Source organism: Arthrobacter russicus (assembly GCF_031454135.1).
Taxonomy (GTDB): Bacteria; Actinomycetota; Actinomycetes; order Actinomycetales; family Micrococcaceae; genus Renibacterium; species Renibacterium russicum.
This window is the reverse complement of the sequence record NZ_JAVDQF010000001.1, coordinates 1,568,899-1,583,288: the sequence shown is the minus strand read 5'-3', so window position 1 is coordinate 1,583,288 and position 14,390 is coordinate 1,568,899. Positions and strand designations below refer to the sequence as shown.

The window sequence follows — 14,390 nt, the reverse complement described above, 5'->3', positions numbered from 1 at the left end:
AAGGCGGCAGCGGTTCGGGATCTACTCGAAGCAACCGTGGAAAGGATTCCAAATCAGTCGCCGCAGGCTTGGCAGCGGTTATGCGCACCGCTAGGCTTTGTAAGTCAAAACCTGAGACAAATAATTCAAAACCTTGGCCAAATGAGGAGAATCCGTGCACGACGATCGTCGGCTGACTGAAGCGCGTCTGGACCGGTTCGTCCGGGAACGGATCGCCCCGGCCCGTTACCGCAAATCCGTTCCCCTGACCGTCACCGGCTGGGATGTCCCCGGAGAACCGGTACCGTTCGACGAAGCCGTCGGGCAGGATTTCGCGCCGGTTGCCGAAGGCGAAGCGTGGGGTGCGGCCTGGAGCACCAAGTGGCTGCACATCACCGGCATGGTTCCCGAGGGCTTCGGCGGCCCGGGCAGCAAGGCCGAAGTCGTCGTCGAACTCGGCTATGACAATGAAATGCCGGGCTTCCAATGCGAAGGAATTGCTTGGCGGCGCGACGGCAGCATCGTCAAGGCGCTCTCGCCGCGCAACAAGTACGTGCCGTTGGAGCTGCTGAAGGGTACGGACGGCACGATCGACTTCTTCGTCGAAGCAGCGGCGAATCCGAATGTCGCGGGCGACTGGCAGTTTCAACCGACGGCCTTGGGCGACAAAGCCACCTCCGGCACGGATCCGATCTACCGGATCGGCCGGATCGAGCTCGCCGAGCTGGACACCGAAGTGTGGGAGCTCAGCCAGGACATCTGGACGCTCTCCGGACTGATGCACGAGCTGCCCACCGAGTTGCCGCGGCGGCACGAAATCCTGCGCGCGCTGGAACGGATGCTCGACGTCTTGGACCCGGACGACGTCGCAGGCAGCGCAGCGGCCGGCCGGGCCGAGTTGGCCCAGGTACTGGCGCAACCCGCATACGCTTCGGCGCACCAGCTGGTGGCGACCGGCCACGCGCACATCGATTCCGCCTGGCTCTGGCCGGTCCGTGAAACCATCCGCAAGTGCGCGCGCACCTTTTCCAACGTGATCGCCCTGATGGACGAATACCCGGACTTCGTGTTCTCCTGCTCCTCGGCGCAGCAGCTGAAATGGATCAAGGATTTCTATCCGGAGCTGTTCGGCCGGATCAAGGAAAAGGTCGCTGCGGGCCAGTTCGTCCCGGTGGGCGGCATGTGGGTCGAATCGGACACCAATATGCCCGGTTCCGAGGCCATGGCGCGGCAGTTCCTGGAAGGCAAAAGCTTCTTCCGGAACGAGTTCGGCGTGGACGCGAAAGAGGCCTGGTTGCCGGATTCCTTCGGTTACTCCGGAGCCTTGCCGCAGATCGTGGCGGCGGCCGGGATCGACTGGTTCCTGACCCAGAAGATTTCCTGGAATCAGGAGAACGTGATGCCGCACCACACCTTCCTCTGGGAAGGCATCGACGGTACCAGGCTGTTCACCCACTTCCCGCCGGTGGACACCTACAACTCCGAGTTGAACGGCCGCGAGCTGGCGCACGCGCAGCGCAATTACCGGGAGAAGGGGCGCAGCAACGTTTCCCTGGTGCCGTTCGGCTGGGGCGACGGCGGCGGCGGACCAACCCGGGAAATGGTCGCCGCAGCCCGGCGCACCGCAGACCTTGAGGGATCCCCGGCGGTCCGGATGGCCAGTGCGAAGAGTTTCTTCGAGCAGGCCCAAGCTGACTACCCGGCTCCACCGGTGTGGTTGGGCGAGATGTATTTGGAGCTGCACCGAGGCACCTACACCACGCAAGCGAACACCAAAAAGGGCAATCGGCGCAGCGAGCACTTGCTCCGCGAAGCCGAGCTCTGGGCCGCCACCGCCGCGGTGCGCTGCGGCACCGAATACCCGGCGGCGGAAATCAAGCGGCTTTGGCACTTGGTGCTGCTGCAGCAATTCCACGACATCCTGCCCGGCAGCTCGATCGCCTGGGTCCATCAGGATGCGGAGCGGAACTACGCCGCGATCGCGGTTTCCCTGGAGCAGATCATCGCGGACTCGATGCAGGCGCTGGTCGGCGAGGGGGATACCGATTTCAGCTTCAACGCCGCTCCGCACGAACGTGACGGGGTTCCGGCGCTCGCCGCCGCTCCCGCAGTGCGCAGCGAGTCCCCGGTGCAGGTGACCGAGCTGGACGGCGGTTATGTGCTGGACAACGGGATCATCCGCGCCGTGATCGACAGCAGCGGCCTGGTGACTTCCCTGATGGACTTCGCCACCGGTCGCGAGGCGATCGCTCCGGGCGGGGCCGGCAACAAACTCGAACTGCACCGGGACACCCCGAATGCTTGGGACGGCTGGGACATCGACGAGTTCTACCGGCGAAATGTGAGCTTCTGCTCGGACGTGCGTTCGGTCACCCTGGAACGCGGTGGCTGGGACGCCGTGGTGGTGGTCGAGCGGCTGGTGGGATCCTCGCCGATGACCCAGCGGATCAGCCTGGCCGCCGGATCGCCGTCGTTGACCATCGTCAACCGGATCGACTGGCAGGAACGGGAGAAACTGCTCAAACTCGGCTTCGATCTGGACGTCCGGGCCGAGCGCAGCGCCTCGGAGACCCAATTCGGCCACATTTTCCGACCGACCCACACGAACACCTCGTGGGAAGCTGCGAAGTTCGAGATCTGCGCGCACCGCTGGATCCACGTGGCAGAACCCGGGTACGGGGTCGCGGTCTCCAACGCCTCCAGTTACGGGCACGATGTGACCCGGGCAGTGCGCGGTGCGGACCACGGAACAACGACGACGGTACGGCTGTCGCTGCTGCGCGCTCCGAAGTTCCCGGACCCCACCGCGGACCAGGGAGCGCATGAACTGACGGTCTCGATCCGACCCGGCGCCAGCATCGCGGATGCGGTCGAGGAGGGTTACCGGACCAACCTCGCCCCCCGTGTGGTCTCCGGGGCACAGCCGGTGGAGGCGCTGTTCTCGGTTTTCAACGCGGCCTTGACGATCGAAGCGGTCAAGCTCGCCGAAGACGGATCCGGCGACGTGGTAGTGCGCCTCTACGAGGCATTGGGGGAACGCTCGACGGGATTGCTGCGGGCCAATTTCCCGGTCTCCGAGGTCAGCGTCACCGACTTGCTGGAAGACCGCGTGGACCCGCCGGCCGGCGTCGTGCTCGGGGCGGATTCGGCGGAACTGACCTTGCGGCCGTTCCAGTTGGTGACCCTGCGCTTCAAACGCTGATTTACGCCGAGTATTTCAGACCTGCGAGAACAGATCTGCACAGATGGCTTACTTGGAGCCGAGGAAATTGGTCTCGGCAACAACTTTGGAAACTTCAGTCACATTATCGGTGCAGAAGTGTTCCAGCTCGCCGACCGGTATTCTGGAATAGCTCGTGGGAGCCGGAGAATCTTTGCCGGGATGATCGGAGGCCAGATGGAATCGAGCAATGAGCGCAGGGCGCCGGTCTGGTTAGGTGTGGTTTTCGGTTGCGGGCTGGTGCTCTGCCTGGCCGGTGCGGTGCTTTTCTTCGTGCGTTACCGGGTTTACGTGGTGCCCAGTCCTTCGATGGTCCCCACTTTGCAAGTGGGGGACCGGATGATCGCCGATACCTGGGACCGGAGTCCGAAGGCCGGCGACCTCGTAATTTTCAACGCGAGGGACTGGGGGGCCCAAGCAGCTGCCTCGACCGAGGTGAAGCGAGTGCTCGCGGTGGCCGGAGATTCCGTGAGCTGCTGTTCCGTGGGCGGGCAACTCGGGGTCAACGGGCAGGCGGTGCCCGAGCCCTACCTGAATCAGGTGCCGGGCCAGCCGACCGTGGCATCTGCGACTCCGTTCACGGCGCAAGTTCCGGCCGGCCGGGTCTTCCTCCTGGGCGACAACCGGAACGCTTCGTTGGATTCCCGGGCGCAGTTGCAGAACCAGTCCGGGACAATCGCGGAATCCGACATCCAGTCGAAAGTCGTCGCGGTTGGGCTGCCGTTGGAACGGCTTTCCTTCGTGGGCGGGTTCGGACCCGGGAACTTCTTTTCCCTGCTGGTGCTGGGCACTGCAGCCGGCGTCGCGGCGGCATTGCTTTCGGGCTTGGCGCTGCTGGTGCTCTGGGTCGGCCAGTTCGTGGTCAGGCGGCCGGCAGGACGTTGATCTTCAGATTCGGTGCGCTGCTGATGTCGATCTTCATGAGTACTTGGTCCATCGAAATATCACTCGCCACGAACAGCGGGATCGGCACGCTGAGCCAACTCGGCACCGAATCCGGAGTCAGCCTAATCGGCGCGACCGGCAACCCGAGGACGCCCACCCAGGCATCGAGCTGGGTCACGTAGACTTCCATGTTCCGGCCCACGATATCGCTGTTCCAGGTAACTCTCGGGCCGGCGTCGGTGCTGGCCAGCGAGTAGGCCTTGGCAGTCAGGGAGTTCGCGGTCAAGACCAGAACTTTGAGCGGTCCATTGACGGTATTGACGTATTTGCTGCCTTTGACCGTGAAGAGATCGGCGGACAGGTTCTTGACCGTCACTTTTGAGATGTTCACGTTGACGGTTTCCTGCGCCGGCGCAGCGGAAATCACCGGTGGCGCAGTGGTGGAATCGTCCGGCGAGTCCGCCGCCGGGGCGCCCTGCTCGTTTGCGGCCGGATCCGGCGAGGCTCCGGGCGTTCCGGGAGCCGAAGGCCCAGTGCCCGGCGCCGAAGGTGCGGTGCCCGGCACCGAAGGCCCAGTACCCGGCACCGAAGGCTTCGGCAGATTAGTCGGCAGATTGGTCGGCGGGGAAGTCGGCCGCGGTGTCGGGGCCGGGGTGCTCGGCGAGGGGCTTTTGCTCTGGCCGGGCCAGGTGGGCCAGGTCGGCCACCAGGTGGGCCATGCCGCGCTCGAGGTGCTGGCTTGGGCCGAAGCCACGCCGAGGGGCACCAGCAAGGCGGCGGTCACTGTCGAGGCCAGCAGCAGCATTGCGAGCGGCAACACCCGGTGTTTGCGTCCGGTTTTGGGTTCCTGATCCGGCCGGACGCCGTCGTCTGCGGCCTCGAGGCTCGGATCGGTCTCCTCCTCGACGGTCTCCGGATCGAGGGGCTCCGGGTCCAAGACCGCGGATTCAGCGGTCTCCGCTGCGGCGGAAATCGCCGGTACCTGGGCAGTTGCCACGGACAACGGCATGGTCGGTGCAGCGGTTTCGACTGCGGCGTCGGGTTCGGTCGCCGCGGCCCGGCGGGCTGCGCGACGGGCAACAATGGCCCGACGGCGGGCTGCCTGGCGCCGTCCCTCGGCAGAGTTTTCCGGCGGTTGCCAGCCGAAGGCCATGCTCGAGCCGAGCAATCCGAAGATCAAGCCGATGCCGAAGCCGCCCAGATTCGAGGTGACGAACGAGATCGCGCAGCATACCGCCGCGACGACCGCGATGAAGCTGCGTTGTTGCGGGGCGAACCAGACGAAGAGGCCGGCGACGATGATGATGAATCCGATGGCCGCACCGGAAATCGCCGCCATGCCCACCGTCAACATGATGGGCAGCGGCGCCAGTGGCAAGGAAAGGATGATGCCGCCGCTGATCAACAGGTAGATCCCGGCCCAAAACGGACGGCTCCGCCGCCATTCGCGGAACCAGTGACGGGCGCGGGGGAAAGGCAGGATCCGGTCCAACCAGTCGGCGGCGCGGACCCTGGATTCTTTGACGGTGTTGACTGCGGAACGTAGCGACATCGGTACAATCCTTCGATCAGTTGTTGCCTTGGATCAAGGTCGAACCGGAAGGGGGGTGCGGATTCGAAGCTCCGCACCCCCTCCTGGTCCAATCGGCTAGCGGCAATTCATTGCCGGCTCAGTAGCATTCCTTGACGCCTGCGCTCATCGAGAGCTCGAGTCCGGAGATCTTCATGGTGCCGCCGGTGGCTTGCCAGGCGGTGGCCTTGAAGTTGTTGGCGCTCAAGTTCTTGGCCTGGAAACCGAAGGCTCCCGGGGTGCCGGTGAAGCCCGGTGCGGCATCCAGGGTCGAAGCATCCCGCCCGGCCTGCATGCCGGAAACCGAGGCGTCGCCGCCCAGGAGCGATGACGCATCAGCGGTGATCGTGCTGCCTTCCACCGGAGCATCCTTGCCGGCGAAGAGATTCATGGAAACCGGGCCGAAAATCGGCACGTCCACGACAGCGGAAGCGCACATGTTCCGCAGGCTGGCCGAGGTGATGCCGGCCAGCATCACCGGATGACCGGCCCCCGTGGTGCTGCTTGCGGTGCCCATATAGGCGGACATGCCGTCTGCCGAGACGGACTCGGCAGTCAGCTTGACGTTACCGCCGGAGACGCCGAACGAAGCGGCCAAGGCGCCTTGCGCCATGCCGACCGCCAAGACGCCGACGACGGCGATGGATGGTACGAAGAGAACGGCCGAACGGCGCCACTTGGTGCGGCCGCCACGTGCAGAGCTGGTGCTGGTTTTCATAGGTTCCTCCTTGATCCCATGTACGTTGCAGAGCTCGTAACCCCAATGTTGATGACACATTGACACAACAAGTGTTTCTAAGTATCAATCAGGAAAACCAGGCAGGCAAGACTTTTTCGCGGCGCTTTTGAATATGACGCAGCTCACAGGTTGTGAAATCGGCCCGGGTCATATTCCGGCGTGGACCAGGACTCGCGATGCCACCTGGGGATATACTTCGGCAATAATGAACGTATTAGGAGACCTGGACAGCGTCCAACCACCGGCCGTCGAACCGGTGACGGATCTGATCGGCAATCGCATCCTCGCTGCCGCATCGGAACAGTTCGGTGCTCAGGGCATCCGCAAATCGAGCGTCGAAGATGTCGCCCGGCGCGCCGGGGTATCCCGGATCACGGTCTACCGGCGGTTCAAAAACAAGGACGTGCTGATCGAGCAGGTCATCATCCGTGAATTGCAGAAGCTGATGACCGGATTCGAAGACGCGGTCTCCAAGCCGGGGAAAGCCGCCGACGTGGTGGTGGACGGAGTGGCCATCATCCTCCGCTCGATCAACGGCAATCCCTTGTACAAGGAAGCGCTGCTCTGGGGGCAGGGTCCCGACGCCGAAGTCCAGGGCCGTTCCTATGACGAATCGATCATCGTCTTCGTGATCGATTTCGTGGCCCGGCTGATGCGTCGGGAGCAGGAAACGCTCAGGCTACCGGCGGATTTGGAAGTCGATGTAGTGGCCGAGCTGCTGGTTCGGTTGACCGTGTCCTTCGTGATCACTCCGGCGATCAAGGTCGATTTCAACGACGAAGCAGAAGTGCAGGGCATGGTGGCCAAGTACTTGGTGCCGATGCTCGGCGTCTAGTCCTCGCGCAAAATCCGTTTCAGGAATTGCCGGGTCCGGGCCTCCCGGGGATCCACCAATACTTGCCCGGCCGGGCCGTGTTCCACGACCACTCCACCATCGATGAACACCACGTCATCGGCGATTTGCCGGGCGAAAGCCAATTCGTGGGTGACCAGCACCATGGTCCAACCTTCGAGAGCCAGCTCCTTGATCACGGTCAGCACATCGCCCACGAGCTCCGGGTCCAATGCCGAGGTCGGCTCGTCGAAGAGCAGCAGTTGCGGACGCAGGGCCAAAGCCCGGACGATGCCCACGCGCTGCTGCTGACCACCCGAGAGCTCGAACGGGTAGGCATCCTTCTTCGCCAGCAAACCGACCCTGGACAACAATGATTCGGCCTCGGCGACCGCCTCGGACCGCGGCCGTTTCTGGACCTGGACCGGGCCTTCGATGATGTTTTCCAGCACGGTCTTGTGCGGAAAAAGATTGTAGTGCTGGAAGACCATCGCGGAGCGGTCCCGTAAGGCGGCGATTTCGCGCTTGCCCGGCTTGCCGGCGAAGTCCACCGTGACATCGCCGATCTCGACCACTCCGGCGTCGGGCGTTTCCAAGCCGTTGAGCGAGCGGAGCACTGTGGTCTTGCCGGATCCGGAGGGTCCGATCAGGGCCACCACGGATCCTCGGCGCACGCTCAGGTCGATGCCTTTAAGCACCTCGTTGGCACCGAAGACTTTGCGCAGCCCGGAAACCGACAGCACGGTTTCTCCGGTGGACGGCTGATCCCGGGCGATCCGTTCAGTGGGCGACATAACGGTCCAGTCTCTTCTCGAGTTGCGATTGGATCGTGGAGAGGACCAGGCAGATCACCCAGTAGATCAACGCTGCCTCCAGGTACAGCACCATGAAGTCCCCGCTCACCGCGGCGATCTTCTGGGATTCCTTGAAAAGTTCGGTGACCAGGATCAACGAAGCCAATGAGGTGTCCTTCACCAAAGAGATGAAGGTGTTGGACAGCGGCGGCAAGGACACTCTGGCAGCCTGCGGCAGGATGATCCGGAACAGCGTCTGCCCGCGGGACATGCCGATCATATGGCCAGCTTCCCATTGTCCTTTGGCCACGGAGAGGATCGCCGCCCGGATCACTTCGGCCGCGTAGCCGCCCACGTTCAGGGACAATGCGATGATCGCGCTCGGCCAAGGCTCCAAGCGCACGCCGAGGCTCGGCAGGCCGTAGAAGATCACGAACAGCTGGACCAGCAGCGGAGTGCCGCGGATCACCGAGACATAGAACCGGCCGATGCCGGCGAGCAGCGCGTTCCGGCTCAACCGCAGCAAGGCCACGGCCAATGCCAGCACCAAGCCGATCGCGAAGGAGGCGATCGCCAAAGGGATCGTGGCAGTCACTGCGCCCAGCAGAAGCGGCCCGAGCGAACTCAAGACCAAGTCCCAATTCATGGTTCAGCCTAACCCGGCCCCAGCCGGTTGTACGCCAAGGATTACTTGGAGACGTCGGTGCCGAAGTACTTGTCCGAGATCTTGCCCAGCGTGCCGTCCGCGGCGAGTTCGGACAGGGCCTTGTCGATGGCTGCGGTCAGCGTGCTGGCACCCTTGGACAAGGCGAATGCGCTCAGCGACTTGTCCGTGGTTTCAGCCGCGATCTTGAGCCCGGAATCCGGAGTGGTTTTGACGAAATCCAAATAGGTCAGCTTGTCGTTGACGATGGCGTCCACCCGGCCCTGTTGCAGCAGTGCCACCGACTGCGCCCAGCCTTCCACACCCTGCACGTTGGCGCCGGCATCGGTCGCGATCTTGTACCAATTGCTGGTCAACGACTGCGCCGTGGTTTTGCCTTTGAGGTCGGCGACGGAAGTGATCGAGGAATTGTCCGATTTGGTCACCACTACGCCGGTAGAGACCGTGTAAGGGGTTGAGAATTCGTATTTCTGCTGGCGTTCCGGGTTGATCGAGATCTGGTTCGCGATGACATCGAACCGTTTGGCGTCCAAGCCCGCGAAAATGCCGTCGAATTGCGTCTCCTGGAAGTTCGCCTTCACACCGATCTTGTCCGCGACCGCCTGGGCGACATCCACGTCGTAACCGGTCAACGCCCCGGAGCCGCCGTTCTCATGGAAGCTGAACGGCTTATAGGTGCCTTCGGTGGCGATGACCAATTCGCCCTTGCGCTGGACATCGCTCAACGAACTGTCGGCCCCGGAGCTCGATCCGCTCGATGAGGCACCGCAACCGGCCACCAGGAGCGCGAGGCTGGTGAGCAGGCCGAGGAGGGCGATCTGGCGGCGTTTCATGCAGAATTCCTTTGTTCTTGGCGGTCTAGCTTTTCGACGTTACCAGGCCAAACGCCTAGCGGCCCCGGTTGTATTTCCCCGGATGACGGAGCGGGCTCAGGCGGCCCTTCCTTGTGCCCCGAATTCTATGGGAACAAACTGTCAGTAACCGGCGCTAGGGTAGGCGGACACAAGGGATCGCGGGGCGATCGAGGAGGAGTTTCAGTCATGAGCATGGAAGGCGCTGCTTGGCATTCGCTGTGGAGCACCGCAGGTGCGCAGAAAGACAACGGCGGTGTCACCCGGCAAACGGTGCGGCGCACCATCGCGTTTGCGAAGCCGTACCGGGCCCGGCTTGTGGTTTTCGTGGTGTTTTCGGTGATTTCGGCCTTCATCGCGGTTGCGACGCCGCTGTTGGCCGGGCAGATCGTGAATGCGATCGTGGCCCGGACCGATTTGCAACTGATCATCTTCCTGGCCGGGATGATTGCCCTGGTGGCAGTCGCCGAAGCCGGCGTCGGGCTCTTGGTCCGTTGGATCTCCTCGCAGCTCGGTGAGGATGTGATCCTGGACTTGCGCAAGTCGGTGTTCGACCACGTGCAGCGGATGCCGATCGCGTTTTTCACCAGGACCCGTACCGGGGCTCTGGTCAGCCGGCTCAACAGCGACGTGATCGGGGCGCAGCAAGCATTCAGCGGCACGCTTTCCGGCATCGTCAGCAACCTGGTCACCCTGGTGCTCACCTTGATCGTGATGCTCGGCACCTCTTGGCAAGTCACCGTGCTGGCTCTGGTGCTGCTGCCGATCTTCCTGATCCCGGCCCGGCGGTTCGGTTCCAGGATTGCCAGCATGCGCAAAGAAGCCGCGAATCTGAATGCCGACATGAGCACCCAGATGACCGAGCGTTTCTCCGCGCCCGGGGCGACCCTGGTCAAGCTCTTCGGCCGTCCCGCGGATGAATCGAAGGAGTTCTTCGTGCGCGCTGCCCGGGTGCGCGACATCGGCGTGAAGTCGACCATGATGCAGTTCGTGTTCGTCACGGCTTTGACTTTTGTCTCCGCGCTGGCGCTGGCCCTGGTGTACGGCTTGGGCGGGTTCTATGCGGTGCGCGGCGATCTGGCAGCCGGCGACGTCGTGGTCTTGGCGCTGCTGTTGACCCGGTTGTACGCGCCGCTGACCGCGCTGGCCAGTGCCCGGGTGGATCTGATGAGTGCACTGGTGAGCTTCGCCCGGGTGTTCGAAATCCTGGATCTGAAGCCGCTGATCGACCAGAAGCCGGAGGCGAAGGAATTCCCAACCGGTCCGCTCGGCGTCGAATTCGACAATGTCCGGTTCGGCTACCCGGCAGCGGACAAGGTCTCCCTGGCGTCGCTCGAAGACGTCGCGACTCTGGACGCCAGAGGGGGCGAAGAAGTCCTGCACGGGATCAGCTTCACGGCCAAACCGGGGGAGACCATTGCCCTGGTGGGTTCCTCCGGCGCCGGCAAGTCGACCATCGCGCAGCTCCTGGCCCGGCTCTACGACGTCGATTCCGGTGCGGTGCGGATCGGCGGCCTCGACGTGCGCGATTCGACCTTCGATTCGTTGCGCTCCGCGTTGAGCATGGTGACCCAGGACGGGCACCTGTTCCACGAGACGATCCGTTCGAACTTGCTGCTCGCGAAGCCGGAGGCCAGTGAAGCCGATCTGTGGTCGGCCTTGCGCCGGGCGCGATTGGAGTCGCTGATCGAATCCATGCCCGACGGCTTGGACACCGTCGTGGGCGAACGCGGTTACCGGCTTTCCGGTGGTGAACGGCAGCGCTTGACGATAGCCCGGCTGCTGCTGGTGCAACCGGCGGTGGTGATTCTGGACGAGGCCACGGCGGCGCTCGACTCGACGAACGAAGCGGCAGTCCAGGCAGCTCTGGGCGAGGCATTGCGCGGCCGCACGGCGATCGTGATCGCACACCGGCTGTCCACGATCCGCGAGGCCGATGCGATTCTGGTGCTGGAAGGCGGCAATATCGTGGAGCGCGGTACGCACAGCGAGCTGCTGGCTGCGCAGGGCCGCTACGCGGAACTGTACGAAACCCAGTTCGCCCAGGCCGATCAGGGAACCGGCGGGGCTAGCGGCTCAGCCGAGTCGATGCCAGCTGCTGCTCAATAGCTGATCCTTGCTCGGTCCGGAGACGTCCCAGACCGCGGACAGAGTGTTCTGGTCCGCTACGGCGTAGTCCACCCGGTAGAGGTCGGCGGAGCAGGGGTGCTCCGTTTGCCAGGAGCCGGTTCGCAGGTCCATGCGGTGGAAGAAATAGCTCGGCGATCCGTCCGGGTCGACGAAATACCAGTCCAGGCCGGCGGGGTCTCCAGTCCGTCGCAGGAAGTACTCCCGGGTCGCTGGAGCGATCGATCCGCTCCAGGACAATAGCCCGGTTTCGCGATAGTGCAGGCCGCCATCGGCCGGCGAAAAGTCGATACTGCCGTTGAAGCCGCCACTGAGGCTGCGGCTGCGGTCCAGCACGCTGCGCTCGACGCGCCAACTGCCCTGCAGGAATACGCTCAGATCCCGCAACCCCGGCAACCGGTCAGCAAGCTCGCTGGTGTCCCCATGGCGGCGTGCTGGTGTCATGAGGACATATTAGGCCAGACATCCGGGTTCCAGGCATCGTCACGGACAAGGCCGACGGCGGCCGACCTTTAAATCCTCGATGCCCTATCGAAAAGCATTCGCTATGCCCAAAACGATGAAGACGGCTCCGAAAATCATGAACATCACGGAACCGAATCCGCACCAGAGAATAAGAGTTTCCTTGTACAGAGTCCGGTAAAGCGGGATTATCTGCAACGCCTCGTGTTGCAGGGTGCCAATTCTTTCTCGGAACTTGAAGACCAAAAATCCGATGACAATCGCAAACAATCCCGCGACCATCGGTCCAATGGTGTTTCCCAATCGTCCCCCTGGTTTGGCCTTGCTGCGAACATGAGTGGCAGGTTCCCATTGAACGATTCATCGGCGTCGGCCTGCCGCTTGGCCGGACCGGAATGCTCCGGCCGAGCGGTGGCAAGTGCCCCTGGCCGGATTCGAACCGGCGGCCTTCCCTTTAGGAGAGGGACGCTCTATCCTGCTGAGCTACAGAGGCCAGGGCGGCTGCGCGGCGGCGGCCAACCCGGTCAAACAACAGGATTCAGCTTACAGGAGTGCCGGTGCGGCAGGCGAAGCTTCCGGTCCAGTGGCGTCGGCTCAGCGCCGCGGCTCCAGCCAGGCATGGACCAAGGGGACCACGCTGGCGCCCTCTCCGCTGGCCGAGGCCACCCGTTTCATCGAGTCCGCCCGGATGTCGCCGACCGCGAACACCCCGGGCGCGGTGGTTTCCAAGTTTCCGGGCGGCAAACCGTTGACCCAGGTTTCCTTCGGCACATCGCGCCCGGTGAGCACGAAGCCTTTCGCGTCGCGGACTACGCCGTCCGGAAGCCATTCGCAGTGCGGTTCGGCGCCGAGCAGCAGGAACAGCCCACCGGCCTGGTGTCGGCTCAGGGTGCCGTTGGTGGTGTCCCGGATCTCGATCCAGTCCAGCTGGCCTTCACCGCCGCCGTCGACCACTTCGCCGCAACCGCGGACGGTGATTCTCGGGTTGTACTCGACTTCATTGATCAGGTAGCTGGACATGGTCTCCGCCAATGACGGGCGACGGATCAGGATGGTCACCGAACGGGCGAAACGGGAGAGGTGCACGGCAGCCTGGCCGGCGGAATTCCCGCCGCCGACGACGAACACGTCGCGGTCTTCCATTTCCCGTGCCGCAGTCATCGCCGCGCCGTAGAAGACGCCGCGTCCCACCAACGAGTCCACAGCTTCCACTTGGAGCTTCCGGTAAGCGACGCCGCTGGCGATCACCACGCTCCGGGCACGCAATTCGCCGCCGCCGGTGCTCAGCACGTGGTGGTCCTCGCCCAGGGTCAGTTTCTCCACCGGCCACCCGGTGAAGAATCGGGTGCCGAAACGGATCGCCTGGCTGCGGGCCCGTTGCGCCAGCCGCATCCCGGAGATGCCCCGGGGGAAGCCAAGGTAGTTCCGGATCATCGAGCTGGTGCCGGCTTGGCCGCCGATCGCCTCGGCCTCGACCACCACGGTGCTCAACCCTTCGGAAGCTCCGTAGACCGCGGCGGCCAGGCCGGCCGGGCCGCCGCGCACAATGGCCAAATCCACCACTTGGTCGACGTCGATGTCGCTCGGTGCGCCATAGATCGAAATCGCCACATCATGCACCGTCGGGGCACAAACCGGCGTGCCGTTCATCGGTTTCACTACTGGAAAGCGCACCTCGGTACCGGACACCCCGGCGTCGGCCAGCTCCGCGAGGATTTCCTGGCCCACCGGGCTCTCCGGACCGTAGGTCCGGGTCGGCATGCCCATCCGGTACAGGAAGTCCCGGATCGACAAGGTTGACCCGTCGACCGTGGGGGTGACGATCCGCACCGAATCGACCTCCGGCGTGGCACTGGTCGATCCCCAGTCGGAGAGCATCTCGGTGATCGCGGTGTGGAACTCTTCATCCCTGATGCCGCGCGGCATCAGCAGGAAAGCATCGAATTTGCCCTTCGCCAGGCCCGGCCGGAAGGCGGTTGAATCTTCCAGGAAGTTTTCCCAGCTCGCGGTGACCAAGCGCCGCGCCGTTGGCACAATCGAGCGCCAATCGTGGAATGCCTTGAGCACATGCACGTCCGCCAGTCTGGAATCGGCCACGAAAAGCGCCACCTGTCCGCCGGCGGCGTGGATCCGTTCGGTCGCCGCCATGGCCTCCTCCGCGCTGTGCGCGACGTGCAGATCGTACTCGCGTTGATATCGCCAGAACTGGGTTTCGAGGATCTCGGCGTACTGGTCCGAAACGAGGAGGATCGCTGGATTGGGCATGC

11 protein-coding genes and 1 tRNA gene are annotated in these 14,390 nt (G+C 63.8%); 4 read left to right on the top strand and 8 right to left on the bottom strand.

The features are described from left to right. The first annotated feature begins 154 nt into the window (after positions 1 to 154). Both JOE69_RS07405 and lepB read left to right on the top strand, forming a co-directional pair. The gene (locus JOE69_RS07405) at positions 155 to 3,181 is read left to right on the top strand and encodes an alpha-mannosidase (RefSeq protein WP_309797406.1); all 3,027 of its coding nucleotides are present in this window, start codon (positions 155 to 157) and stop codon (positions 3,179 to 3,181) included. Positions 3,182 to 3,376: 195 nt separating this feature from the next. Next, positions 3,377 to 4,084 (top strand): signal peptidase I, encoded by a 708-nt coding sequence (lepB, locus tag JOE69_RS07400; protein WP_309797405.1) that lies wholly within the window; start codon positions 3,377 to 3,379, stop codon positions 4,082 to 4,084. Here the strand turns inward: lepB and JOE69_RS07395 are convergent. Continuing rightward, on the bottom strand, positions 4,062 to 5,636 hold the full coding sequence (locus JOE69_RS07395; RefSeq protein WP_309797403.1) for a DUF6114 domain-containing protein: 1,575 nt from the start codon (positions 5,634 to 5,636) through the stop codon (positions 4,062 to 4,064). The two genes, lepB and JOE69_RS07395, sit on opposite strands and share 23 nt — an antisense overlap. Before the next feature lie 118 nt (positions 5,637 to 5,754). Beyond that, positions 5,755 to 6,372: a DUF6230 family protein gene (locus JOE69_RS07390; RefSeq protein WP_296364429.1), complete on the bottom strand. Its 618-nt coding sequence runs from the start codon at positions 6,370 to 6,372 to the stop codon at positions 5,755 to 5,757. Positions 6,373 to 6,598: 226 nt separating this feature from the next. On the opposite strand from JOE69_RS07390, the gene JOE69_RS07385 reads away from it, so the two are divergent. Next, positions 6,599 to 7,228: a TetR/AcrR family transcriptional regulator gene (locus tag JOE69_RS07385; protein ID WP_309797400.1), complete on the top strand. Its 630-nt coding sequence runs from the start codon at positions 6,599 to 6,601 to the stop codon at positions 7,226 to 7,228. Here the strand turns inward: JOE69_RS07385 and JOE69_RS07380 are convergent. Genes JOE69_RS07380 through JOE69_RS07370 form a run of 3 tightly spaced genes read right to left on the bottom strand, consistent with a single transcriptional unit; the run spans position 7,225 to position 9,516 of the window. Next, a complete protein-coding gene (locus tag JOE69_RS07380; protein ID WP_309797398.1) occupies positions 7,225 to 8,019 on the bottom strand; it encodes an amino acid ABC transporter ATP-binding protein in 795 nt (264 codons plus the stop codon). The genes JOE69_RS07385 and JOE69_RS07380 overlap by 4 nt on opposite strands. Beyond that, positions 8,006 to 8,665, bottom strand: a complete 660-nt coding sequence (locus JOE69_RS07375; RefSeq protein WP_309797396.1) for an amino acid ABC transporter permease — start codon at positions 8,663 to 8,665, stop codon at positions 8,006 to 8,008. The genes JOE69_RS07380 and JOE69_RS07375 overlap by 14 nt, the downstream gene beginning before the upstream one ends. A 41-nt stretch (positions 8,666 to 8,706) precedes the next feature. Beyond that, the gene (locus JOE69_RS07370; protein WP_309797393.1) at positions 8,707 to 9,516 is read right to left on the bottom strand and encodes an amino acid ABC transporter substrate-binding protein; all 810 of its coding nucleotides are present in this window, start codon (positions 9,514 to 9,516) and stop codon (positions 8,707 to 8,709) included. 207 nt (positions 9,517 to 9,723) lie between these two features. On the opposite strand from JOE69_RS07370, the gene JOE69_RS07365 reads away from it, so the two are divergent. Next, entirely contained in the window at positions 9,724 to 11,643 is a 1,920-nt protein-coding gene (locus JOE69_RS07365; RefSeq protein WP_296364434.1) for an ABC transporter ATP-binding protein, read from the top strand. On the opposite strand, the gene JOE69_RS07360 is transcribed toward JOE69_RS07365, so the two are convergent. The 3 genes from JOE69_RS07360 to JOE69_RS07350 all read right to left on the bottom strand — a co-directional run bounded on the left by JOE69_RS07360 (position 11,611) and on the right by JOE69_RS07350 (position 14,388). Next, the gene (locus JOE69_RS07360) at positions 11,611 to 12,105 is read right to left on the bottom strand and encodes a DUF6314 family protein (protein ID WP_309797391.1); all 495 of its coding nucleotides are present in this window, start codon (positions 12,103 to 12,105) and stop codon (positions 11,611 to 11,613) included. The genes JOE69_RS07365 and JOE69_RS07360 overlap by 33 nt on opposite strands. A gap of 437 nt (positions 12,106 to 12,542) precedes the next feature. Further along, a tRNA-Arg gene (locus JOE69_RS07355) sits at positions 12,543 to 12,616 on the bottom strand. A 101-nt stretch (positions 12,617 to 12,717) separates the two neighbouring features. After that, positions 12,718 to 14,388, bottom strand: a complete 1,671-nt coding sequence (locus JOE69_RS07350; RefSeq protein ID WP_309797389.1) for an NAD(P)/FAD-dependent oxidoreductase — start codon at positions 14,386 to 14,388, stop codon at positions 12,718 to 12,720. Positions 14,389 to 14,390 lie beyond the last annotated feature (2 nt).

Bases quoted from the DNA above. Each gene is read 5' to 3' on its own strand.
- JOE69_RS07375 (WP_309797396.1), bottom strand. From the start codon at position 8,665: ATGAATTGGGACTTGGTCTTGAGTTCGCTCGGGCCGCTTCTGCTGGGC.
- JOE69_RS07390 (WP_296364429.1), bottom strand. From the start codon at position 6,372: ATGAAAACCAGCACCAGCTCTGCACGTGGCGGCCGCACCAAGTGGCGC.
- JOE69_RS07365 (WP_296364434.1), top strand. From the start codon at position 9,724: ATGAGCATGGAAGGCGCTGCTTGGCATTCGCTGTGGAGCACCGCAGGT.
- lepB (WP_309797405.1), top strand. From the start codon at position 3,377: ATGGAATCGAGCAATGAGCGCAGGGCGCCGGTCTGGTTAGGTGTGGTT.
- JOE69_RS07370 (WP_309797393.1), bottom strand. From the start codon at position 9,516: ATGAAACGCCGCCAGATCGCCCTCCTCGGCCTGCTCACCAGCCTCGCG.
- JOE69_RS07350 (WP_309797389.1), bottom strand. From the start codon at position 14,388: ATGCCCAATCCAGCGATCCTCCTCGTTTCGGACCAGTACGCCGAGATC.
- JOE69_RS07380 (WP_309797398.1), bottom strand. From the start codon at position 8,019: ATGTCGCCCACTGAACGGATCGCCCGGGATCAGCCGTCCACCGGAGAA.
- JOE69_RS07360 (WP_309797391.1), bottom strand. From the start codon at position 12,105: ATGACACCAGCACGCCGCCATGGGGACACCAGCGAGCTTGCTGACCGG.
- JOE69_RS07395 (WP_309797403.1), bottom strand. From the start codon at position 5,636: ATGTCGCTACGTTCCGCAGTCAACACCGTCAAAGAATCCAGGGTCCGC.
- JOE69_RS07385 (WP_309797400.1), top strand. From the start codon at position 6,599: ATGAACGTATTAGGAGACCTGGACAGCGTCCAACCACCGGCCGTCGAA.